This is a genomic window from Nostoc sp., from assembly GCF_036916735.1.
In the GTDB taxonomy this organism is placed as follows: Bacteria; Cyanobacteriota; Cyanobacteriia; order Cyanobacteriales; family Nostocaceae; genus Nostoc.
The window spans coordinates 44,699-68,300 of the sequence record NZ_JBALFV010000016.1; the positions used below are offsets into that span (position 1 = coordinate 44,699).

The 23,602-nt window shown below is 42.5% G+C and carries 19 protein-coding genes and 1 riboswitch; of the genes, 16 read left to right on the forward strand and 3 right to left on the reverse strand.

All coding sequences use genetic code 11. From position 1 onward, the window contains the following. Window positions 1–45: 45 nt before the first annotated feature. From V7L20_RS04305 to V7L20_RS04355, 11 genes are all read left to right on the forward strand, one after another. Window positions 46–2,592: a TonB-dependent siderophore receptor gene (locus tag V7L20_RS04305; RefSeq protein ID WP_334742876.1), complete on the forward strand. Its 2,547-nt coding sequence runs from the start codon at window positions 46–48 to the stop codon at window positions 2,590–2,592. Between the two features lie 23 nt (window positions 2,593–2,615). Next, window positions 2,616–3,662, forward strand: a complete 1,047-nt coding sequence (locus tag V7L20_RS04310) for a PepSY-associated TM helix domain-containing protein (protein ID WP_334742877.1) — start codon at window positions 2,616–2,618, stop codon at window positions 3,660–3,662. A gap of 265 nt (window positions 3,663–3,927) precedes the next feature. Further along, on the forward strand, window positions 3,928–4,923 hold the full coding sequence (locus V7L20_RS04315; RefSeq protein WP_334742878.1) for a helix-turn-helix transcriptional regulator: 996 nt from the start codon (window positions 3,928–3,930) through the stop codon (window positions 4,921–4,923). Between the two features lie 152 nt (window positions 4,924–5,075). Continuing rightward, a complete protein-coding gene (locus tag V7L20_RS04320; protein ID WP_334742879.1) occupies window positions 5,076–7,691 on the forward strand; it encodes a TonB-dependent siderophore receptor in 2,616 nt (871 codons plus the stop codon). A 282-nt stretch (window positions 7,692–7,973) separates the two neighbouring features. Next, the gene (locus V7L20_RS04325; protein ID WP_334742880.1) at window positions 7,974–8,156 is read left to right on the forward strand and encodes a helix-turn-helix domain-containing protein; all 183 of its coding nucleotides are present in this window, start codon (window positions 7,974–7,976) and stop codon (window positions 8,154–8,156) included. Between the two features lie 150 nt (window positions 8,157–8,306). After that, entirely contained in the window at window positions 8,307–8,954 is a 648-nt protein-coding gene (locus V7L20_RS04330; protein WP_442943505.1) for an AMIN domain-containing protein, read from the forward strand. Window positions 8,955–9,050: 96 nt separating this feature from the next. Then, window positions 9,051–10,154 carry a PepSY-associated TM helix domain-containing protein gene (locus V7L20_RS04335; RefSeq protein ID WP_334742881.1) on the forward strand — a complete coding sequence of 368 codons (1,104 nt, stop codon included), beginning with the start codon at window positions 9,051–9,053 and terminating at the stop codon, window positions 10,152–10,154. 406 nt (window positions 10,155–10,560) lie between these two features. Then, window positions 10,561–10,626 carry a hypothetical protein gene (locus tag V7L20_RS04340; RefSeq protein ID WP_334742944.1) on the forward strand — a complete coding sequence of 22 codons (66 nt, stop codon included), beginning with the start codon at window positions 10,561–10,563 and terminating at the stop codon, window positions 10,624–10,626. 244 nt (window positions 10,627–10,870) lie between these two features. After that, window positions 10,871–13,447: a TonB-dependent siderophore receptor gene (locus V7L20_RS04345; protein WP_334742945.1), complete on the forward strand. Its 2,577-nt coding sequence runs from the start codon at window positions 10,871–10,873 to the stop codon at window positions 13,445–13,447. An 80-nt stretch (window positions 13,448–13,527) separates the two neighbouring features. After that, a complete protein-coding gene (locus V7L20_RS04350; protein WP_334742882.1) occupies window positions 13,528–16,218 on the forward strand; it encodes a TonB-dependent siderophore receptor in 2,691 nt (896 codons plus the stop codon). A 52-nt stretch (window positions 16,219–16,270) separates the two neighbouring features. Continuing rightward, window positions 16,271–17,473: a PepSY-associated TM helix domain-containing protein gene (locus V7L20_RS04355; RefSeq protein ID WP_334742883.1), complete on the forward strand. Its 1,203-nt coding sequence runs from the start codon at window positions 16,271–16,273 to the stop codon at window positions 17,471–17,473. A 227-nt stretch (window positions 17,474–17,700) separates the two neighbouring features. Here V7L20_RS04355 and V7L20_RS04360 read toward each other — a convergent pair whose 3' ends face one another. The 3 genes from V7L20_RS04360 to V7L20_RS04370 form a co-directional block, all read right to left on the reverse strand. Next, window positions 17,701–17,847 carry a hypothetical protein gene (locus V7L20_RS04360; protein ID WP_334742884.1) on the reverse strand — a complete coding sequence of 49 codons (147 nt, stop codon included), beginning with the start codon at window positions 17,845–17,847 and terminating at the stop codon, window positions 17,701–17,703. 436 nt (window positions 17,848–18,283) lie between these two features. Then, entirely contained in the window at window positions 18,284–18,694 is a 411-nt protein-coding gene (locus V7L20_RS04365) for a DUF1636 domain-containing protein (protein WP_334742885.1), read from the reverse strand. A 333-nt stretch (window positions 18,695–19,027) separates the two neighbouring features. Beyond that, window positions 19,028–19,150 carry a hypothetical protein gene (locus tag V7L20_RS04370; protein ID WP_334742886.1) on the reverse strand — a complete coding sequence of 41 codons (123 nt, stop codon included), beginning with the start codon at window positions 19,148–19,150 and terminating at the stop codon, window positions 19,028–19,030. Window positions 19,151–19,405: 255 nt separating this feature from the next. Then, window positions 19,406–19,548: riboswitch (cobalamin riboswitch) on the reverse strand. Between the two features lie 302 nt (window positions 19,549–19,850). Between V7L20_RS04370 and V7L20_RS04375 the strand changes: the two genes are divergently transcribed. From V7L20_RS04375 to V7L20_RS04395, 5 genes are all read left to right on the forward strand, one after another. Next, complete coding sequence (locus V7L20_RS04375; protein ID WP_334742887.1) at window positions 19,851–20,006, forward strand: hypothetical protein; 156 nt, start codon at window positions 19,851–19,853, stop codon at window positions 20,004–20,006. 42 nt (window positions 20,007–20,048) lie between these two features. Then, on the forward strand, window positions 20,049–20,357 hold the full coding sequence (locus tag V7L20_RS04380) for a hypothetical protein (RefSeq protein ID WP_334742888.1): 309 nt from the start codon (window positions 20,049–20,051) through the stop codon (window positions 20,355–20,357). A gap of 333 nt (window positions 20,358–20,690) precedes the next feature. After that, entirely contained in the window at window positions 20,691–20,882 is a 192-nt protein-coding gene (locus V7L20_RS04385; RefSeq protein ID WP_334742889.1) for a CbtB-domain containing protein, read from the forward strand. A 38-nt stretch (window positions 20,883–20,920) separates the two neighbouring features. After that, on the forward strand, window positions 20,921–22,138 hold the full coding sequence (locus tag V7L20_RS04390; RefSeq protein ID WP_334742890.1) for a hypothetical protein: 1,218 nt from the start codon (window positions 20,921–20,923) through the stop codon (window positions 22,136–22,138). A gap of 173 nt (window positions 22,139–22,311) precedes the next feature. After that, complete coding sequence (locus tag V7L20_RS04395; protein WP_334742891.1) at window positions 22,312–22,713, forward strand: DUF1636 domain-containing protein; 402 nt, start codon at window positions 22,312–22,314, stop codon at window positions 22,711–22,713. Window positions 22,714–23,602: the final 889 nt, after the last annotated feature.

Here is a 23,602-nt window from a genome sequence, read left to right on the forward strand (position 1 = left end):
AGTTGCAACTGTTCTAGGAGTGCTGCGATCGTGGTGTGTGGAGCAATGGGTCAAAAATCTTATATTCTTTTCCTAGTGGGTGTGTTCTCAATTTTGACGATGCAACCTGCTCAAGCAGATTCAGATATTTCTCGCCTTCAGGATGTTATTCATCCCCAGAGAAGTGCTGCACTGCTGGCTCAAGATGGTGTAACGGTAGTACAGGTGACGGGAGTGAAAGCCAATCCCACGAATCAAGGCGTGGAGATAATTTTACAAACGACTAAGGGGCAACAGTTGCAAGTTATAAATCGCAGTGGTGGTAATAGCTTTATCGTTGATGTTCCCAATGCTCAACTGCGTTTACCGTTGGGTGAAGCCTTTATATTTCGCTCCAATAAACCAATTGCAGGTATTACTGAAATAACAGTTAGTAACTTTGATGCCAATACTATTCGGGTGACAGTTATCGGTGAGGGGAGTGTCCCAACAGTTGAGTTATCTGACAGTCCAGACGAGGGTCTAATCTTCTCTGTTGCTAGTCCTGCATCTAGAGCGCAAAATCCCACCCCGCCTGCACCAGGGTCACAACAAACCCAGCTAGAGCAACCAACACCTCAGGATGAGCAGCCGATTGAATTGGTAGTCACAGGTGAACAGGATACAGGATATAATGCGCCAGACGCGTCAACTGCTACTAAAACCGATACACCCCTGCGGGACATTCCCGCTTCAATTCAGGTGATTCCCCAAGAGGTGATCCGCGATCAGGGTGCAATCAGCGTCAGAGATGTAGTGCGTAACGTCAGTGGTGTCACCTATGGCAGTTCATTTGGCAATCGTACAGAGGGTTTTACTGTTCGGGGCTTTAATGCCGAGACTTTCCTGAATGGATTTCGTGGTGAAGGCTTCTCGCGAACTCAAGAGGAGAGTGCAAACATCGATCGCATCGAAATCTTGAAGGGGCCTGCATCCATTCTGTATGGACGGGTAGAGCCATCGGGAATCATCAATCGGGTTACCAAGAAACCGCTATTTGATCCTTTCTACGAATTGAATTTTACAGCCGGGAGTTATAGTTTTTACCGTCCAACCTTAGACTTTGCTGGCCCACTCAACGACGAGAAAACATTAGCTTATCGCTTGAACATTGCTTACGAAGATGCAGGGAGTTTTCGCGATCGCGTACAAACTGAACGATTCTTCTTTGCGCCATCTTTTACCTATCAGTTAGGCAAAAATACGACCTTAAACCTAGATGTATCGTATCTAAGAGACGCACGACCGATTGATCGGGGCCTAGTGGTACTGAGTGACAATAAAGTTCCTAATATTCCAATCGGTCGCTATCTGGGCGACCCGACCAGGCAAGAAAAATTCACCCAAACCCTAGCAGCCCTCTACCTTGACCATCGCTTTAATCCTAATCTCTCACTCCGGTCTTTATTTCGCTATACCGCAAGTACTGAAAGTGGTCCCGGTGCTACTCTACAAATCTTCGGTGATACAGAAGATGATCGCACCTTTGAACTGGGCGATTCTATTGGCGATCAATACTATGAAACCTACTCCTGGCAAAATGACCTGACTGCCAAAATTAAAACGGGATCAATTCAACATACGGTATTGTTGGGCTTAGAACTCACACGACAGAAGAGCTTCTTCTATGGGACAGGTCGCTCGGCAGGATTCATTGATGTTTTTAACCCCAACTACGACTTTACTTATGGTGAGTTTGCTCCCTTGAGTACTGGTAATGATGTCACCGAGACTTTTGGTATCTACTTACAAGATCAAATTACCTTGCTGAATAACCTCAAACTGCTGGTAGGTGGAAGATTTGATACTTATCACTATGAATCCACTTCCAACGATATTGCAAATGCACCCGACAATGCAGATGCATTTACCCCGCGTGTAGGCATTGTTTATCAACCGATTCAAGAAGTGTCACTTTACACCAGCTATAGCCAGTCTTTTACCCCTAGTAACGGTAGAAGTATCAGCAATCAACCCTTTGATCCCCAACGTGGTACAGGCTATGAAGTTGGAGTCAAAACAGAGTTGCTCAATGGTCGGTTATCTTCAACATTAGCGTACTACAATACGACGCTGAAAAATGTTCTCATTGATGATCTAGATAATCCTGACTATTCACTTCAAGTTGGTGAACAACGCAGCCGAGGTGTTGAGTTTGATATTGCAGGTGAAATTCTTCTAGGCTGGAAGGTGATCGCATCCTACGCTAACACCGATGCAAAAGTTATTGAAGACAACATATTGCAGGTCGGCAATCGACTCAATAATGTGCCGCGCAATAGTGGCAGTTTATGGACAACCTACACCCTGCAAACAGGTAGTTTGAAAGGATTAGGCGTTGGGTTTGGGGCATTTTTTGTCGGTGAGCGAGCAGGAGATTTAGCTAATTCCTTTTTGCTTCCCGGTTATACTCGCTTGGATGCAGCGCTGTATTACCAAAAAGATAATTTGCGAATTGGACTTAATTTCAAGAACCTCTCTGACATTAGGTATTTTGAGGGGTCACAAGGTCGAAATCAGGTTATTCCAGGCGCACCCTTTATCGTGCAAGGTACAATTTCATATTCATTTTAATTGGTACAGCAGGAGTATCTACTATGACATCTAAAGCAGTACGTAAAGCGATTTTTGGTTTACATCGCTACATTGGGTTAGCGGTGGGAGCGATTACGATTATTATTGGTTTAACTGGTAGCTTGCTGGTCTTCCAATCCGAAATTAGTGATTTTCAACGGCATAACCAGATTGGAATGATTACGCCTAAAGGGGAAATGCTGCCGATCGAGGTGGTTCTGAATACAGTCAAAAAGAGCTATACCAACCAACCCGATGCCAAGCTCAACCGAATATATGTGCCGACAAAACCAGATGAACCATTTGATGTCATCTATGTAATCAAGGAAAATGATTGGATTGACAATTACGTTCATCCTTATACAGGAGCAGTTCTCGGTAATAGTCTCAATCCCAACTCCATAGACAGCCTTTACAAGGTTATTTATGCACTCCACTACAGTTTGCTAGTAGGCGACATTGGATACAAAATTGTTGGCACTGTTGGTTTACTAGTGTGCATTTTAACGATTACAGGAATATTTCTTTGGCCTGGGTGGAGGAACTTACTCACAGGCTTTAAAATCAAGTTTAATGCTCATCCCAAGCGAGTGAACTTTGATATTCACAAAGTTGCTGGTGCGATCACAGGTGTGTTTCTTTTTTTCACATTTTTCACAGGCTTTTGCTGGAATTTTAATGAATTTAGTGAGCCTGTGATTCGGGCAATTACCTTTAGTTTGAAGCAAGAAGCTGTTTCTCAAGTTATCCCCGGTAAGTTACCTCTAAAGCTTACTGAGCAATTGAAGACCGCTCAAGCTCAATTACCGAGTGCAGAACTCAGAAGCGTTTATTTTGCTCAAAAACCAGACAGCGCTTTGATGATTCGCTACAAGTTTCCTCAAGAAATAGAAGACGGTGGAAACAGCTATGTCTACCTCGACCAGTATAGCGGCAAGGTTTTGCGAGTAGACAATGCTTTAAAACCGTTATTGGGCGATGGCATCCTCGACTCCTTCACTCCCCTACACTACGGGACATTTGGTGGTTTGCCCACCCGCACTATGTATTTGTTGGACTTGCGCCGTTAATTCTATTCATCACTGGTTTTGTAATGTGGCGGTATCGCTATCGGCAAAACTTAGTACAGCACGGCATGAATAAAGCTACCATCACCAGATAAGTAAGAAATTTGCAGAATCTTGATTCATTCTTTTGACTTTTGCCTTGTTATATTAGCTGCGATCGCCTTAATTGTTCGGATACGCCATTATACTCATGTTGCACAATATTTCAGTTGCGATCGCTTTCCTTACTAATAGATACTTTTCTCAATAATTAGTTGAGAGTATTACCATGACTATTCGCCTAACTGGGACAGAAGACTTTGGGGAATTTTGCCAGGATGAGCAGTTTAATGACTATGAAGGAAAAGCACAATTGTCTACTTGGTTTGGTCAAAGCAGCTTTCACTGGACTTTTCTTCGTTCTAACCTTGAGCTAGTAATCTCTGATAATAACTATTCTCAACCAGTGATTTCTGAGGAAAAACACGATGATTCGCCTTTTCTGACATCTAAATTTTTTATGTCTGGTGGTACAAGAACTGTGACACCAAATGTAACTGGAGTCAGTAACGATTACGAAGAAGTTGCAGGCTACAACTACTTGTTTTTCTTACCTGATGTTCGAGAGTTTGAGCATCATACCGCAAACCAGCACGCTCAAAATATTAAAATTTATTGGCATCTTAATTTACTTGACAGTTTTCAGGGAAGCTTTGAAAATTTGCCTGCTTTGCTTGAGCAGTTGAGAGAAAATCCAATCAAACAGCCCTTCCATCAGCCGTTAGGAGTGACTACACCTGCAATGCAGTTAGTACTCAAACAAATATTGCAATGTCCGTTTCGAGAAACACTTAGACTAATGTATTTAGAAGCAAAAGTTTTGGAATTACTGGTACTTCAAATTGCACAGTGGGGGGAGAATTATCAGGTCTTGAGGCGATCACTCCATTTCCGTGCTGATGAAATTGAACGTTTACATCACGCTAAAGCTATTTTAAATCAAACGCTGCCGCATCCACCTTCTCTATTAAATTTAGCTAAACAAATCGGACTCAATGACTTTAAGCTCAAGCGGGGATTCCGAGAAGTATTTGGGACTACAGTGTTGGGATATGTGCAATCTCTACGACTAGAGCAAGCACAACAGCTACTTCGAGGCACTAATCTCACAGTTACAGAAATTGCTTCTCAAGTAGGGTACGAGAGCATAGGTCATTTCGGCTATCTGTTTAAGCGACAATTTGGCATCACACCCAGAGAATATCGTCATCACAAAAGCTTGTAGCAAAAAGGACATCCCGATTCCGCTTAAAAAAATCCGGTTTCAGTATATATGCGATCGCTCAAATTTCTGTATTCTCAATGAAACAGAGTTATCTAAAAATAATTCTCAAGTGATTGAGTGTGTTTTGAAAATTCGGTTGAGTGGGTGGAGTTATGAAACTGTGGCGTAGGCGTAGCCCGTCTTTGACATCGCTGTTTATTTCCTGTTTTTTTCTTGCTGTGGTTATAGAACCAACTCAGGCAAAGCAAGTAACTGCAATTCATAGCGTGCAAGAACTAGACCGGACAGCGAGAACGGTCAAAGAATGGTTCGCTCAGATAGAACAGCAGAACCCACCTGCTCAAAGCCAGCAAGGCGAAGTTGTACAAGTGACTTCAGTGAAGGCAAATCCTACCAATAAAGGCGTGGAGGTGATTTTACAGACATTGAAAGGGCAACAATTGCAAGTAGTCAATCGCTCGAATGGCAATAACTTTATTGCTGATATTCCTAACGCTCAACTGCGTTTACCATCTGGTGATGCATTCACATTTCGCTCTACTAAACCAATTGCAGGTGTTAGTGAGATAACGGTAACAAACTTTGATGCTAATACTATCCGCGTGAGTGTGACAGGCGAAACAGGTGTACCAATTGTTGAGTTGTTTGACAGTCCAGATGAGGGTATTATCTTCTCTGTGGCAACTGCTGCATCTTCTGCACAGCAACCTCAAACGCAACCGACTCAGCCACAAGAGCAGCCAGGGAGTCAAACACAGCCAAATCAACCATCGCCAGAAAGCAATGAACCAATTGAACTTGTGGTAACGGGTGAACAAGATCAGGGCTACAACCCCTCGCAAACGAGCGTGGGAACGCGCACTGATACGCCCTTGCGAGATATTCCCAATACCATTCAAATTGTGCCGCAACAGGTGATTAGAGATCGCAATGTTACTGATGTTAACAGTGCTTTGGAGAACGTTAGCGGTGTTCAACAGAACTTTGGCAATATTACAATTCGCGGCTTCAACGCACAACAAACAGTCAATGGTGGTTTGTCAGGTGCGGCAGATTTTTCTAACGTTGAACAGCTTGAAGTGCTGCGCGGGCCAGCAGCAGTTTTGTTCGGAGCAGGCGGACTGGGAGGCATCATTAACATTACGACCAAACAACCGCTATTTGAGCCATTCTATGAGTTGGGCTTGAATGTCGGCAGCGATAGTTTCTATCGGGGGACAACCGATCTTTCAGGTCCACTAACTTCAAACAGAAATCTGCGCTATCGCCTGAACATTGCGCTCCAAGATGCTGAAGACTCGCAAAACTTTTCGAGTTCCCAGAATTACTTTATTGCACCGACCATTGCCTGGGATATCAGCGATGATACAAAGCTCACCCTCAACTTTGAATACCTCAATCAACCCTCAGATTCTACTGGAGTACGAGCGTTGAATGGTTCATTTATGGGACGAGATCCTAATTATGATTTTCCTGATGATGGTCACACTGACAATAGAACAGTGCAAGGAGGCTATAACTTTGAGCATCGATTCAATAAAAATCTTCAGCTTCGCAATGTGCTATCCTTCAGCTCAGGACCTGTTGGACATATAAGAGGAATTAACTATGGTGTCTTGTCTGACGATCAATTTATTGACAGGACATTCGGTGAAGATATATATGTGTATGAAACCTATACGACGCAAACCGGGCTGTTAGCAAACTTTAATACCGGATCAATCAGCCATCAAGCTCTGTTTGGCGTTGATACAAAACTTAATAGGCAAAGATTTGTGGGTTTCGGTATATCCTTGCCATCCCTGGACATTTCCAACCCGGACTATGATATCGCACGACCATCCGTTTATACACCCCACACTTCTGACTATAATCAACAATACAACACTGACGCGTATGGGGTTTTCCTGCAAGATCAGATTAAGTTTCAGGGTAACCTCATCCTAGTAGTAGCTGGACGATTTGATTGGGTAACAGTCAAGGCGAGTGACTATGTTGCAGGTACTATTGGTATAAACTACTCACAGACATTTAGTCCCCGTATTGGCATTGTTTATCAACCGATCAAGCCTCTTTCACTCTACGCCAACTACAGCCGTTCCCTTGACACTGACGATACAGGTGGTCGTTCAAGAACGGGTGAAGCTTTTGCTCCACAGCGCGGTACTCAATATGAAGCGGGCATCAAAGCTGATTTTCTTAATGGTAAACTCTCAGCAGTTTTAGCAGCTTACCAAATCACAAAAGCCAACGTGTTGACACCCGATCCTCTCAATCAGGCGGACGAAGACTTTAGTATTCAGGTTGGAGAACAGCGCAGTCGCGGCATCGACTTAACTGTGTCGGGTGAAATTTTACCGGGTTGGAATGTGACAGCAGGGTATTCTTACATTGATGCGATCATCACTAAAGATAATAATTATGAAGTGGGCAGTCCGGTAGTATTTACGCCACATAATTCTGCTAATTTGTGGACAACTTATCAAATTCAAAGCGGCAATTTGCAAGGCTTGGGCTTTGGGTTAGGCGTATATTTTGTTGATGAGCGTCCTGGTGGTGAATTTCTTTTGCAGGATTACCCGGATTACAAGATACCTGCTTATACTCGACTTGATGCGGCTCTGTTTTACCGACGCGACAACTGGGAGGCTGCACTCAACTTTGAAAACTTGTTTGATTCGGAATATATCGTCAATTCACGCGGTCCTCAAGATATTACTTTTGGTGCGCCTTTTACAATTCGGGGGTCACTTAAATTGCGGTTTTAATTCTCTCAATTTCTGCGGCTGATACCAATTCTGTATAAAGATGCGCCAAATTATATAAGGAACGAACCGCAAAGGGCGCAAAGGAGAGGCAGCGCGGTCTTCTCCCAAGGGGAGACGCCAAGGGCGATGGGGGTTTCCCCCATCAGCGACTGCCGTCACAAAGGAAGAAAGAAAATTTGGCGCAGCCTCACAAAGAAATGGTATGAATCCACTTTAATCATGATGACAGTTTCTCAAAATAATCCGGCCGATCTGTTTGATGAGTCTGAATCTTAAATTACGGTGTTGGAATATGTGCAATCTCTACGACTAGAGCAAGCACAAAAGCTACTTCAAAGCACTAATTTAACAGTTATAGAAATTATCTCTCAGGTGGAATATGAGAACATAAGTCATTTTGGCTATCTGTTTAAGCGGCAATTTGGCATAACTTCTAGAGAATATCGCCAGCAAAAAGGCTTGTAGCAAAAGGCAGATATCGATACAGATAAAAAAATCGGTTTCAGTGTAGGTGCGATCGCCCAAATTTCTGTATTCTTAAATAATAGAGTTAATTAAGAGTAATTTGCAAATAGCAAGCTTTGTTTTGAAAAATCCGATTAGGTGTGTGGAGTGATGAAACTGGTGCGTAGGCGTAGCCCGTCGAAAACATCGCTATTTATTTCCTGTTTTTTTATTACTGTTGTCGTACAACCAATTCAGGCAAAGGAAGTAACTGAAATTCAAAGTCTACAAGAACTGAACCGTTCTGCAAGAATAGTCAAAGAATGGTTTGCTCAAATAGAACAGCAGAACCCGCCAGCCCAAAGTCAGCAGGGTGAAGTTGTACAAGTGACTTCAGTCAAGGCAAATCCCACATCTAAGGGTGTGGAGGTGATTTTACAAACATCAAAAGGAGAACAGTTACAAGTAGTTAATCAAAGTTCTGGCAATAATTTTATTGCCGACATTCCCAATGCTCAACTGCGTTTACGATCAGGTGAAGCATTCACATTCCGTTTTACTAAACCAATTGCAAGAGTTAGTGAAATAACGGTAACAAACTTTAATGCCAATACTATCCGGGTGAGTGTAACGGGGGAAGCAGGTGTATCAACTGTTGAGTTGTTTAACAGTCCAGATGAGGGTATTATCTTTTCTGTTGCAACTGCTGCACCTGACACACAGCCACAGCAGGCAGAAAGTCAAACACAGCCAAGTCAACCATCGGCAGAAAGTAATGAACCGATTGAACTTGTGGTGACGGGTGAACAGGTTCAATAAAAATCTTCAGCTGCGTAATTCACTATCTATCAGCTCGCAACATTTAATTGAGAAAACCAATCTCGTATTTTGACATTATGCAAAGGAGCGTCTACCTTGAGTTCTAAAAAACTGCGTAATATATTATTTACTCTGCACCGCTACTTAGGTCTAGTGCTAGGAGTGATTGCAATCATCATTAGCTTGACGGGTAGTTTACTGGTTTTCCATACAGAAATTGACAACCTCGATCAGCATCTTCAAAGTGGCATCATTATCCCTCAAAGGGAACAACTACCAATCGAAGCTGTCCTTAACACCGTCAAAAAAGCCTACGCCAACCAACCAAATACAACTATTCAACGGTATTATCCGCCCGCAAAACCAGATCAGTCAATCAAGGTTATCCTCAAAACAAAGGAATTTGACTGGCTGCCAATCTACGTTAACCCTTACACAGGAGTAATCCTCAACCCTAACTCCAAGCCAAGCTCGATCCAAAAGATATTTTTTGACATTATCTATCCACTCCACTACAGTCTTTTAAGTGGTGACATTGGTCTTAAGTTTGTGGGCATTGTGGGATTACTGTTTACAATCTTGAGCGTTACAGGCATTATTTTATGGCCTGGTTGGCGCAAGTTGATTGCTGGCTTCAAAATCAAGCTTGACGCACATCCCAAACGGGTTAATTTTGATGTTCATAAAGTTGCTGGTGTGATTACAGCCACGTTTCTGGTCTTTACCTTTTTTACAGGCTTTTGCTGGAACTTTTCTGAATTTGTCAACCCGATAATCTACGCTGTCACCTTCTCCAAACCTCAACCCGATTTAGTTTCTGTAGCTATTTCCGGTCAGTCTTTGCTAAGAGTAAAAGACCAATTGAAAATCGCTCAAGCTACCTTGCCCAATGCATCACTCAGTCTAATTGGCTTTCCAAGTAAACCAGAAGAGACTTTTTGGTTTAACTTTAATCTTGGCGATGTTTTTCTTGACCAGTATAACGGCAAGGTTTTACAAGTATCTACGAAAGCGAGTGCATCATTAGGCGATCGCGTCCTCAATTCCTTTAACGATTTGCACTACGGCACTTTCTGGGGACTTCCATCTCGGATTTTCTACCTCTTTGTTGGACTTGCACCGTTGATTCTATTTATCACTGGCTTTGTGATGTGGCGACATCGTTATCAGGCAAAACCGATTACAAAAAATAATATTTAGACAACTTCAATTTGAAGCTTTACGAATTGGCATTTTTATTTACTCAGTGGTTTGGTGATCACGCTACACAAACCGAAGGCGATCGCCTTAATTGTGCGGGTACGCGATTATACTCAAAACAGCCCCAATAAACCACTAAGTGGGGTAGTACACAGCTCAATACGGTTCAGTTAAAGCTAAAACTCTTAGTGAAAGTGAATTTTTTTAACGAACCGCCAAGAACGCCAAGGACGCAGAGAGAAGAAATAAATTCTTAACCCAAGCGTATTGGTACACAGCTTTTTATCGACCAATTTAGTGGCAAAGTACTGCGAATCCAAGATGGATTAAACCCAAACCGTGCTGAGGTTGTACTAAACTCATTTTCCCAGTACATTATGGTACATTTGGCGGCTTACCCACTCGCATTCTCTATGTCTTTGTTGGACTTGCACCGTTAATTCTATTTATTACTGGTTTTGTGATGTGGTGATATCGTTATCAAACTAAGCTCTGACAAAAGATAGCATTTATACAACTTCAAATTCACTTTATAAATAAACTTTCGTCGCTGCAAAGGCTTGATAATAAAAGCAAGATCCCGATTTAGATAAAAAAATCCAGTTTCAGGATATATGCGATCGCTCAAATTTTCCTCTTATCCTGATAGAGTTAATTAAGAATAACTTGCAAATAATAAGCTCTGTTTAAAGAAATCCGGTTAAGTGTGTAGAGTGATGAAACTATTGCAATCTTTGTTTATCTGCTGTTTTATTATTGCTGTCGTCATACAACCAACTCAGGCAAAAGTAACTAAAGTTCATCGCGGACAAGAGCTAGACCGCTTTGCCAGAACAGTAAAAGAATGGCTGGCTCAGATTGAACAACAAAACCAAACACCACAAACAGAAGTTGTACAAGTTACCTCAGTCAAGGCAAATCCCACCAATAAAGGTGTGGAGGTAATTTTACAAACCTCGAAAGGACAACAGTTGCAACCAGTTAATCGCAGTACTGGTAGCAATTTCATCACTGATATTCCTAATGCTCAATTGCGTCTACCATCGGGCGAAGCATTCACATTCCGCTCAGAAAAGCCAATAGCGGGTGTTACACAAATAACAGTGACTAACTTTGACGCCAATACTATCCGGGTGACAGTCATAGGTGAAGTGGGTATACCAACTGTCGAGTTATTTGACAGTCCAGACGAGGGTTTAATTTTTAGTGTGGGAACTGCTGCATCCACAGCACAACAACCTCAAATCCAACCAACTCCCGAACAACAGCCGCCTGAAAATCAAACACAACCTCAACCATCAACACAAGGTGATGAACCAATTGAGTTGGTGGTGACTGGCGAACAAGATGGATATCGTGTACCAGATGCAACAACCGCAACTAAAACTGATACACCTTTGCGCGACATTCCCCAATCGATTCAGGTGATTCCACGACAAATAATTGAGGATCAAAAAACAACTCGATTGCGGGATGTTCTGCAAAATGTCAGTGGCGTAACACCAGGTGCAGGCTATCAAAACTCTTATGATAGAGTGAGAATTCGGGGATTTGCTCAAGAAACAACTTTTCGAGATGGAATTCGTGACAACTTTCCATCCACAGACTTTGCTAATGTAGAACGGGTTGAGGTACTCAAGGGGCCTGCTTCTGTGCTGTTTGGACAAACTGAACCAGGTGGAATTATCAATCTGGTGACGAAGCAACCTCTAAGTGACCCTTACTACAATCTCGATTTGGATGTTGGAAATTATGCTTTCTATCGTTCAGCTTTGGATTTATCTGGGCCTCTGAATACAGACAAAACCTTACTGTATCGCCTGAATGTTGCCTACGAGAATGCTGGTAGTTTCAGAGATTTTATTAGTTCCAAGAACATATTTGTTGCACCAGTCATCGCTTGGAAGCTTAGTAAAAATACTGATTTAAATCTATTTTTTGAATACAATGACAGAGATTATAAACCCGATCGCGGAGTGCTTGCAATTGGCGATCGCCCTGGTTCGGTTCCCATCAACCGATTTTTTGGCGAACCATCGATTAACGAAGGTACTACTACAAACTACAAGTTCGGGTACAATCTCGAACACCGCTTCAGTCAAAATTGGCAATTGCGTCAGGCTTTTTCTACCAACATCTTTAAAAGTGATGAAATCCGCGTTCAGATAGACGAACTGCAAGCAGATGGAAGCACAGCAACTAGAGATATCGCTAATTTTGGTGGAACCACCCAAGAAGACTATAGACTCCAGACAGATGTTATTGGTAACTTCAAAACAGGAACAATTTCTCACAAACTGCTGTTTGGCGTAGACCTGAACCGTTACACTGATGTCTCTAATGGCTTTACTAACGCGCCTTTTGCATCTATTAATGTTTTCAATCCTGTTTACTTTGTTCCGATTACCCGTCCCACTACTCCTTACGTAGTTCAAAATTTCACAGATACATTCGGCTTTTATCTGCAAGACCAGATAACTATTGCTGACAACCTCAAGCTACTGCTAGGCGGTCGTTTTGATACGGTGAATATTTTACAGAAGGATTTAGCAGCTCAAAGTTCAACCAACGACAATAATTCTGCTTTTACCCCGCGTGTTGGCATTGTCTATCAACCCACCCCTCCTGTTTCTTTGTATGCCAGCTATGCAGAATCTTTTGTACCACAGTATGGACGGTCTAGAGATAATTCAGCTTTTGTTCCCGAACGCAGCAAACAGTACGAAGTAGGTGTAAAAGGAGAGTTGTTTGACGGCAGACTTGCAGCAACATTGGCAGCTTACCACTTGACAAAATCCAACGTTTTAACTAGCGATCCCATCGATTCTAATTATTTGATTCAGGTGGGAGAACAAACTAGCAAGGGGATTGAACTTGATATCGTTGGGCAATTAACACCAGGTTGGAATGTGATTGCTACCTATGGTTATACAGATGCCAGAGTTACCCGTGATAATGACTTACCTGTAGGCAGTCGCCTGCAAAACGTGGCAGAAAATACTGCCAGTTTATGGACAACTTACGAACTTCAAAAAGGTAATTTTAAAGGGTTAGGCTTTGGTTTAGGTCTTTATTATGTAGGCGATCGCCCCGGAGAAATTGACAAATCCCTTACCTTGCCTAGTTATTTTCGCACAGATGCAGCGCTGTTTTATAAACAAGATAACTGGAGGGTTGGTCTCAATTTCAAAAATCTTTTTGACATTAATTACTATGTGGAAACCCAAGGACGCGAAGTTGTTTATCCAGGTGCACCGTTTACGGTAATTGGCTCTGTTTCTTTTACGTTCTAAGCTCAATAAGCATCTGCATCAAAGCTACGCATGGAGTGAGGTTTTTTGTTATCTGGAATACTACGGTGTGTGGAGATAAAATGAGTCAGCTAGTATCTAAATTCAGTTACAGAATAGAGTGGTTGTTGATACTTTTAATTTTGCTGGTTCAGCCTGCAAAAGCGCAAGATATTCCCAAATCTAATAATCGGTTCAATCTAGCGAAAACACTACTACGAGCCAAGCCACCTCAAGCAACTGGGAAGATTAGGCAATTAAGTGAGCTAGAACCTGTTATTACCAGCGCCAAAATGTTATTAATGCAGTCGTCAACACCAGCAAACACGCCACAAACAGAAGTTGTGCAGGTAACAGGAGTTAAGGCAAATCCGACTGCTAAAGGTGTGGAGGTGATTTTACAGACATCTAAAGGCGAACAGCTGCAAATCACGAATCGCAGTGCTGGTAATAACTTCATTGCTGATATTCCCAATGCACAGCTGCGTTTACCTAGTGGTGAGGCATTTACATTCCGCTCGGAAAAGCCAATTGCGGGTGTTAGTGAAATCACAGTTACTAACTTTGATGCCAATACTATCCGGGTAAGTGCGATCGGAGAAATAGGTGTTCCAACTGTCGAGTTATTTGACAGTGCGGATGAGGGTTTAATTTTTAGTGTGACGACTGCTGCATCCACAGCACAACAACCTCAAACCCAACCAACTCCCCAACAGCAGTCAGAAAGTCAAACACAGCCAAAACCATCAACACAAGGTGATGAACCGATTGAATTGGTAGTCACGGGTGAACAAGACGGATATAGTGTACCAGATAGCACAACTGCAACTAAAACTGATACTCCTCAACGTGACATTCCCCAGTCAATTCAAGTAATTCCCCAACAAGTCATCAAAGACCAACAAATCATAAGGATCAGTGATGCTGTACGAAATGTCAGTGGTGTGACTCTGCAAGGAGGGTTTGCGGGACTGGTGGACAATTACAACATTCGAGGATTCTCAACCTACAACAATTTGAGGGATGGTTTTTTCTCTGAGGGTTCTTTTACCTTGACAAATCCGACAAACATTGAGCGGATTGAAGTGCTTAAGGGCCCAGCATCCGTGCTGTATGGGCAGTTTGAGCCAGGAGGAGTGGTAAATTATGTCACCAAAAAACCACTTGATTATCCTTATTACTCCGCTGAGTTGACAGCCGGAAGCTTTAGCACCTATCGTCCTTCGCTCGATTTTTCTGGGCCGCTTAACTCAGACAAAAGCATTCTGTATCGCTTGAATGTTGCCTATCAAAACTCTGGTAGCTTCGTTGACTTTTTGAATGAAAAATTCTTCAGCATTGCTCCCGCACTCACGTTTAAATTCGGGGATGCAACCACGTTAATGTTTCAATATGAATACCTCAACGCCGATCGCACTTTCTACGACGGTTTAGTACCCGACCCCAACGTTTTCAAGGTGCCAACTAATCGCTTCTTGGGAGAGCCAGGAGATTATGACTCAGTTCAATCACATATCATTAATTTGACTCTGAATCACAGTTTTAACAAAAATCTACGGATCCGCAGTGCCTTTGCCGTTAAGCTGGCCGATGGTGATGACTTAGCGTTTCGACCGGACTCTCTTGATCCAGACGGTCGTACTGTGTTACGACGGTATGCGGTAGATAGATCCCTTTACCGCAACTACTCCCTGCAAACGGATCTAATTGGCAACTTCAATACAGGGTCTGTGCAACATCAAGTTTTGCTGGGGTTGGAGTGGAATAAAGACCTCCAAGGCTTCGATTATCTCCGCAGTAGCACTTCCGTGACTCCTAGAATTGATTTGTTTAATCCTGCGTATGGTGCTTCTCGACCACCAGAGTTTGATGAAGCCTCAGATCGCGAGCGCTACGGTCGCGACACGATCGCCTTTTATCTACAAGATCAAGTCACATTGCTACCAAACCTGAAGCTATTAGCGGGTGGCAGATATGACTTTATCAATCGGAAGAATACCGTTCGACCACTAGATCCTACGGGTAATAATTTTATTGGTGATGAGAGCGTTGATCGTTTATATGATGAAGCTTTTTCACCTCGTGTTGGTATTGTTTATCAGCCAATTGAACCAATTTCCATTTATGCCAGCTATACCCGCTCGTTTAATCCCAGCGACTCGCGGACAGTAGATAAAACTCAACTGCCACCAGAACGCGGCACTCAGTATGAAGTAGGACTGAAAGCGGAACTGATTAAAGACAGGCTATCTGCTACTTTTGCCGCCTATGATATCACCAAAAAAAATGTCGCTGTAACTGATTTAAACAATTCTGACTATTCGATTGCGGCTGGAGAAGTGAAAAGTCGCGGTTTGGAATTTGATGTTTCTGGGCAGATTCTACCAGGCTGGAATGTGATTGCGTCCTTATTCCACAACGATGCTTTTGTGAGTAAAGATACTACTCTACCAGTGGGCGACTCCCTGGTAAATGCTGCTGGTATTGGGGGGAGTTTGTGGACAACTTATGAAATTCAAAACGGGAATTGGAAAGGATTAGGTTTTGGTGGAGGACTATTTTATACTGGCGATCGCGAAGCCACGCTTCCCAACACTTTCAAAATCCCCTCTTATGTGCGCGCTGATGCCTCAATTTTCTACAAACGCGATCGCTGGCGGGTTGGATTGAACTTTAAGAATCTTTTTGGTACTCAATATTACGATTCTCAAGGCTACTATCTGCGTCCTGGTGCGCCTTTGACTGTGCTGGGAACAGTTTCAGTTGAATTTTGATTTTCAATTTCTTAACTCATAAAGTCTTGTATAGTCTCACGCAGCTTCTACCATGAACTCTAAAAAAATACGCGATCTAACATTTATTCTGCACCGCTATCTTGGTTTAGCAGTAGGACTGGTGTTAATTATAGTCGGCTTAACAGGTAGCTTGTTGGTGTTCGAGCAAGATTTTGACCGCTTTGCGATCGCTCAACAGTATGGACAGATTACGCCTCAAAAGGTGCAGTTAGTATCCCCTGAGTCTGTGATGAATACAATTAAGACGAAGTATGCTGCACGAAGCGATCTCCATCTTTTTCGGATTTATTTACCACATACTCCTGCTTCTCCCTACATAGGACAGTTGTCAACAACCAAGGATCAAAGGACAGAAGTTTTTCTCAATCCTTATACAGGCAAAATTATTGGTGAGCGGATATCAGATAACACCCTAATAGGTATGATCCTTAGTCTGCACTACAGTCTGATGGCTGGTGAAACTGGTACTAAAATTGTTGGCATCATTGCCTTTTTTATGTGTGTCCTCACCATCACAGGTTTAGTTCTTTGGCCTGGTTGGCGTAGATTGATTGCAGGCTTCAAAATTAAGCTTGATGCTCATCCTAAACGCGCCAACTTTGATATTCATAAAGTGGCTGGCATTATCGCTGTGGTTTTTTTATTCTTTACTGGCTTTACTGGCTTTTGCTGGAACTTCTACGATTTGACTGAACCGATTATTTACGCTGTTACATTCACTCCAAAACCATCTGAGCCAGTCTCCAAGCCAATTCCTGGGAAATCGACTTTAAATCTAACCCAACAACTGAAAATTGCCGATGCTGCCTTACCTAGTGCTGTTACCGAAAGCATTTATTTTCCTAGTAAACCAGAAGAAGCTCTACAAATTCGCATGAAGTTACCACAAGAAAATGAAGAATATGGTAATAGTAATGTTTATCTTGACCAGTATACAGGTAAGGTTTTGCGAGTTGATAATGCTTTAAAGTTGCCATTGGGCGATCGGGTTCTCAACTCTTTTACTCCCTTACACTATGGCACCTTTTGGGGACTTCCATCCCGTATCTTCTATGTATTTGTCGGGCTTGCACCGTTAATTTTATTTATCACTGGCTTTGTGATGTGGTGGTATCGTAAAAGACCTACGACTAATTTACCCACAGAAGCGATGCCTACGGCAACCCGTACCCCTTTGGGGAAGCAAGCCACGCGTAGCGTCTCTGACAGGAGAAGTAGGAACGGCCAAAACTAGAAACGCTCCCATTAGACATCTCCCAAAACTATCAAAGCTTCTGTTTGCAAGAATACAGACAATTATGCCTAGATTTTTGGCACGGCGATCGCATTCTCAAAGAACGATGCGAATTTATCGCTGGACTATATTAAAAGTATGTTGATCACCCCCAATACTGCTCGGTTAAGGAAAGAAAGTAGGCTCGAACCCTTGAAATCTCGTTGTCTATAATGCCCAAAAGAGGCTTAACCGAACAATATTGCACCTTTGCCTAATTGCTTAAGCATTTCATGGATGAATTCAAAGGGTTCTAAGATAGCATCACATAGAACAGTCTGGGCAACCTCATCCCACAGTTCCTCTTCTTCCTGCACTGTCATGGTAATAGTCATTGCTGGCAATTAATGCTAGTAATTAGCAATAATTTTATAGGAGCTAGGGCAAGATGCCATGAGAATTTGGATATTTACCGTTTAAGCAATGCAAGGGTTTGGGAAGCCACCAAGACCGATCGCTAGCTTTAGACTGAGGAATCCTTATAGATTATATGAACAATTCAGGAGCGATGTCTACGATGGTCACTGAGCTTGTCGTTCGCGCAGCGTCTCGTAGAGAAGTGCGGGCTACGCCTACGCATACAAGGATAAATTTTCAAAAATTTCCTAGTACCAAGTATTGAGTCCCCAATCCTAGAGCGACCTCAGTGTGTCAGTCGCTCAGAGGGGTTCACCTGCGTGGAGCAACTGCTGTCCCCCACCAACTTTTTATGTATGGTGGGGGAGGAACGCCGTGACCTATTGAAAACTGTTAATTTTACCCAGTCTTCAATTAACAACAACTTATGTTTAGTTGCGTCCACTTACTTTGTGGTGGAATCTTTGCTAGAATTCCTTTTCTTAGAGGTTCAGGTCGTTCTGACCAAAGTAGTGAACCATCGCCTTTAGCATAGTATTGACTAGCACATTGTAGTATTGCAGATGCACAACTATCATTTGGTAAATCACCAAACAAATACGTTGGTTTTCCTGACGCAACAAAGGCAATTACACAAGAACGGTTACAAGCACTCATACATTCAACTCCCTGAATAGAGAATTTATTTTCCAATTCCCAATTGAATGCAAGTTGTTGCAGATGCAGTAATAGTTGCTGTCCGCCACTTTCTCCAATGCGCTTGCCATTTTGCCACACGCTAGCGCAGGTCGTGCAAACAAATAAAGTATGTTGTTTGTTAAGCATTAAATTTGAAATGTGTAGGATTAAGTCCCAAGCGCAGATATTACGCAGTCTTGCCACCATGAAATCTAACCTTGCTGACTGTGCAATATATCTGTTGCTAACTATTAGTAATAATTGACCAGTAGTTTCTTGATGGTACAATCCGGAGGATTTGTCTATAGAATCAATCCCTTCGGTTTGGTGCAGTCGCACCCTTTGTGAAGGCTAACGTCAACATGGGGAGCCACTGCGTTGCGGGCATTTTGCCCGTTGTTCACTCTTAGCGTTCCCGCAGGGTAGCAAGTGGCGTGGGAACCCCCATCGCCCTTGGCGTCTCCCCTTGGGAGAAGACACTTACGGGTTCAGCACTTTGCTATCGACGGAAACCGCTAAGACAGTAAGTGCTTCACCGTGTTGCTTCACCAAAATCTCAATTTGGATGACTAGTAGGAGGTCAGATGACACGAAAGTAGCCATTTTCAAGTAGCTCTTAATGTCCTTTTAAAACAAGACTGCCACTTTTCACATCTGCGATAATCGTACCAAATAACCCAGTAGTACACACACTTACTGAAAAATACACTTCTAGGTGCAATTTGTATCGCCAATTAACTTTCTATCATCTTAAAAGCAAGCCTTGACCTGAAGTGTATCTTTGGCACGATGAAGAAATAGAATTGATTGATTGTCAAAAAATTCATAGTTGCGCTTATCTATACCTCGTAGATTTCGGCAGAAGTTAACTGTTCGGCGGGCATTCTGACTCACAAGGCAAGCCTTGATTACAGCTGCGGGACAGTGCCGGATTCACACCAGACTTTCCCCCTTGCGTCCGATGGCTGCTTCCCATCAGAACCGAGATTCTTTTGTATATTAACACAACTGTGATTTACTTGCGTAAAAATCAATTGTTCACATAATTCCTGTAAAATTATTACTAATTACTAGCATTAATTCTATTGTTCGCTGACTATGACAGCGTCAGAACAAGGAAATAGAAGCAGCAAATGAACAACCTGCAAAACCCAGAGTCTAATAAATTTATTTATCAAATACCTAGCTGGCGGGGCAAAGGATATGAGCAAAATATAGAAGTCCATCCCAATCTCTAGCTTTCAATTCTGGACATGGAAGAGCATGATGACTTATTAGAAAAACTTGTCAATGGGATCATCTAGTGCAATTTAGTGGTGGTCTTTCAGGTAAATGTGTAGATGAGTATGGAGGACAGCTTAGAGAAGGACACACACTCATCTCTGTCAGCGGCGTGCAACGAGCCATGTTGGTGGAGAGTCCGAAAGGTCGATACTGTGTGAGTGACAGTGGTAGGTGAGAAAGCTTTACCCACAGTTGAATTATTGATCATGATGCTGGGTTGATTTTTGGAATCGCAATTACTGCAACAGCACAGCAGTCACCTCAAACACCACAAACCCAAACACTACAAACCCAAACCCCAGCACTTCGTACACCGCAACAGCAACCACCTGACTCGCAGCAGGATGAGCCGATTGAGTTGGTAGTCACGAGAGAGCAAGATAGTTATCACGTACAAGACGCTACGACTGCAACAAGAACCGACACACCGTTGCGCGATATTCCTCAATCAATTCAAGTTGTACCCCAACAGGTAATCAAAGACCGCAGTGTCAGGGATCTGCGTGAGGCAGTGCTATTAGTATAATATATTACTTCTATATTGTTACGATTGCTCCCGGCACAAGCGCTAACTGGCCTGTTTTGGGAATTCCTGAAAAGTGCAGTCATCCAGTTAGCCACACTTTTGACATAAGATTGCAATACCTTTGTCATTTAAATAGGTTTTACTAAACCTTACGCTAATGTTAATATAAGTAATTTTCATGAATGAAAAGGAAATAGCTGGCTCAGTATGCTAAGACGGCTCATATAGAGTCTTATTCATCTGTTTTCAGGAATTTACTGTTCACTGCTGACTGTAGAAGTCAGAATGCCTGCTGAATCAACCATTAATATCGTTTTATCTGCGAGGTACAAAATGACAGTTCAATCTTCTAGTTCGACCCAGCAACAAGTCACCAGTCAAGTGCTATCAGTGCCTGTACAATCAGCGCTCTATGTCGCACTGTGTTCTTTGATTCTGTGGACAATTTATTTCACTACATATCCCGCTATCCATGACACGACTCACACTCTGCGTCACCACACACTGATGGTGAGTTGCCATTAGTTGATTGAGTCAATGATTAGCAGTCGGAGAGAAATCAAATGATGAGACTTAAGTGGTCTAAGCTACTCGGTGGGATTTGCATAATCGGAATTATCCTGTATGGCTGGATCGGACTTGCCCAATCCCCTCAATCATCGGTGCGGCTAACAACTAATCCACCGATTAATCAGGTTCGACCCCTTGAGGCTGAAGCCACCACAGTGTTGGGATCAGGGCACTACAATCCGCCAGTGCAGCTGAAGCTGCAAGCCTTCGATGCTCAAGGGCAATCTTTAAAGGATGCCAAAATCCACTTGCAATTGTTCACCCCTCCTAAAAATCCCTGGTTCACAACAGATTTTCCGATCGTTGAGGGAACAAAGTTGCTGGACATTGAGGGCAATGCACCAACGGGTCAGTTGCAGGTTCAACAAACCCTACCGATCCGGGGAACGTATCAACTCATAGTAGGGGTTACTCCGCTTGTTGCCAATGCGTTTGAGCCGATTCAGCAAAAGCTGACGCTAACGCTGCCTGAAAATCCCTTAAAGTTCCGCTACTTTGGCATCCTGGTTGTGATTTTGCTCTTGGTTGGGCTACTAGGAGGTTGGGTGATTGGGGGCAGACAAGCGATTCAACCGGGAGAAATTGCCCCACAACGCGTGCGATTGTTGTTGAGTGGATTAATTGTGGTAGCGATCGCCGCGCTCCTCTGGGTTAATATCAGCGCTGAACTTGCTGAATCACACATGTCGATGTCGATGCCAGGTATGGGAGAAGAAGTTCCATCCTCTGGTAAGCCCGCTAAATTGCAGTCTCAAGGACTTTATATGCAATTATCGGGTGACGAGGGTGCAACGGTAGGTCAACCTGCCAGATTGCAGGTCAGCGTCAGTGATCCCAAAACGAGCCAACCCGTGACAGATGTAGTGTTGAAGGTAACAACTACCCAACTCGAAAATAATTGGGTGGCGTTTGCTTATGAGGGGACTCCAGACAGGAACGGGAAATTGACGTGGGAGCAGGAGTTCTTTGACGGTGCCCCCCATAGCATCGTTGTCGAGGCTGCGCCGCAAGCAAACGCAAAAGAGCAATTTCAGCCATTCCAAGTTGCAGAGAATATTCCAGTTAAAGGTGTCGCTCCACCGATGTCTGTCCGGTTGATTTCGCTGACTTACTTCACCGGAATTGTGGTAATTGGTTTGCTGCTGGGACTGTGGCTGCGAAATCGGCAGACTCCGCGTACCGGGTTGACTTGGAATCGTAGTGTTTCTTAATCAGTGTCAAAGGGCATTATTGCTGTGTCATTCGGTTGTAATACATTCGCCTTTAGTTTGTTTGCCAAATGACTGGACAAACTGATTGCCTAAAATCCATGTCGGATACCATTGAGTGTTCGACATGTATTTTTATAGACACAGGATGAGAAATTGAACCGTGTAATTTATCTATGAATCATCAACACATTATATTCGTCTGTACGAGATGTGGAAGTAGTCATAACACAAAACAGTATGTTGCTAAAAGCAGTGGTGAATTGCTGCTAGAGAAATTACAAACCTTATATCATGACTGGGTGTTGCAAGAGGAGTTCTCGATTCAACCTGTTGAATGCATGGGTGTTTGTGATCAGGCTTGTGCAATTGCTTTCGCCTGTTTTAACAAACATACTTACTTATTTGGCAATCTGCCTGCTGATCCCGAATGTGTAGATAATACAGCAACTGCCGTACTTGACTGTTCTAGTCAATATCACGCCAAACCGGATGGTTTGCTACCCTACGCCTTGCGCCCGGAACTGCTCAGAGCCGGAGCGATCGCACGGATTCCACCTCTGCTGCCGTGTCAATAGACATTTTACTAAGAGAACTCCACAGAATAAACATAGGAGTGAAAATTAAAGGGTAGTGAAACACACGCTTGAGGACTTTTCAAACATCCTCTTAGGGCTATTTCGTTCTAGACAGAAACCGCCCATAACTGAAGTTATAGGCTAGTAGCTAAAGTTCATTTTAACAGACTATAACCTTTTATCAGTCGTTTTTAGACGACTTTCGCTATTAGACTCAAAGTTTATTCTAAAGTAGACTAGATGAGAATGAAATAGCCTTGCCTACTTCCTACTCCCTGCCCACGCAAAGAAGTTCATAAATAAAATCGGATTGTTATATATAGTATCAATTAAATTAACTCACTTACTGAAAAGTCTGTTGAAATAAATAGAATTTAAATCATTCATCTGTTCATATACAGTTAAGATAGTCTGTCTATTTCCCTAAATTAACATATTATTTTATCAAAATAGTTATGGTTTTTAATCTAGACAAACCTATCTCTCAATAGCTGTTTATCTGCCAAATATTTCAATTTTTATTAATGCTATTCTTATAAAATATATTATTAAAAACTAAAGTTTTTGTTATAATTTTTAAATCAAGAAAATAAAATATTTTTTATTCTCAAAATACAAAATATCAAAAACTATTTCTTGATATCAGCTATTGTCGTTTGCCAAATTAGTGTAAATAAAGCTAGAGCCAGAGAAAGATTTATATTCATCTTTAGGTTCGTGCTGTTAGTAGCAAAAAATGTACTTATTGACGTGCACGCTACTCGGATTAAAGATTTCAGCTATTCTTTACCTAGAGCCAATTTTAGCTAATAAGTAGTGCTAACAAATAACTTGGCAAAGGACAACGCGTTTTCTATATTCTAAATCTTGACTCTTTTATATTAATCTT

Coding starts and splice junctions, on each gene's coding strand:
- V7L20_RS04370 (WP_334742886.1), bottom strand. CDS start 19,150: ATGGCTACTTTCGTGTCATCTGACCTCCTACTAGTCATCCAAATTGAG.
- V7L20_RS04345 (WP_334742945.1), top strand. CDS start 10,871: ATGAAACTATTGCAATCTTTGTTTATCTGCTGTTTTATTATTGCTGTC.
- V7L20_RS04365 (WP_334742885.1), bottom strand. CDS start 18,694: ATGCTTAACAAACAACATACTTTATTTGTTTGCACGACCTGCGCTAGC.
- V7L20_RS04310 (WP_334742877.1), top strand. CDS start 2,616: ATGACATCTAAAGCAGTACGTAAAGCGATTTTTGGTTTACATCGCTAC.
- V7L20_RS04315 (WP_334742878.1), top strand. CDS start 3,928: ATGACTATTCGCCTAACTGGGACAGAAGACTTTGGGGAATTTTGCCAG.
- V7L20_RS04350 (WP_334742882.1), top strand. CDS start 13,528: ATGAGTCAGCTAGTATCTAAATTCAGTTACAGAATAGAGTGGTTGTTG.
- V7L20_RS04385 (WP_334742889.1), top strand. CDS start 20,691: ATGACAGTTCAATCTTCTAGTTCGACCCAGCAACAAGTCACCAGTCAA.
- V7L20_RS04360 (WP_334742884.1), bottom strand. CDS start 17,847: ATGACTATTACCATGACAGTGCAGGAAGAAGAGGAACTGTGGGATGAG.
- V7L20_RS04320 (WP_334742879.1), top strand. CDS start 5,076: ATGAAACTGTGGCGTAGGCGTAGCCCGTCTTTGACATCGCTGTTTATT.
- V7L20_RS04330 (WP_442943505.1), top strand. CDS start 8,307: ATGAAACTGGTGCGTAGGCGTAGCCCGTCGAAAACATCGCTATTTATT.
- V7L20_RS04305 (WP_334742876.1), top strand. CDS start 46: ATGGGTCAAAAATCTTATATTCTTTTCCTAGTGGGTGTGTTCTCAATT.
- V7L20_RS04395 (WP_334742891.1), top strand. CDS start 22,312: ATGAATCATCAACACATTATATTCGTCTGTACGAGATGTGGAAGTAGT.
- V7L20_RS04390 (WP_334742890.1), top strand. CDS start 20,921: ATGATGAGACTTAAGTGGTCTAAGCTACTCGGTGGGATTTGCATAATC.
- V7L20_RS04355 (WP_334742883.1), top strand. CDS start 16,271: ATGAACTCTAAAAAAATACGCGATCTAACATTTATTCTGCACCGCTAT.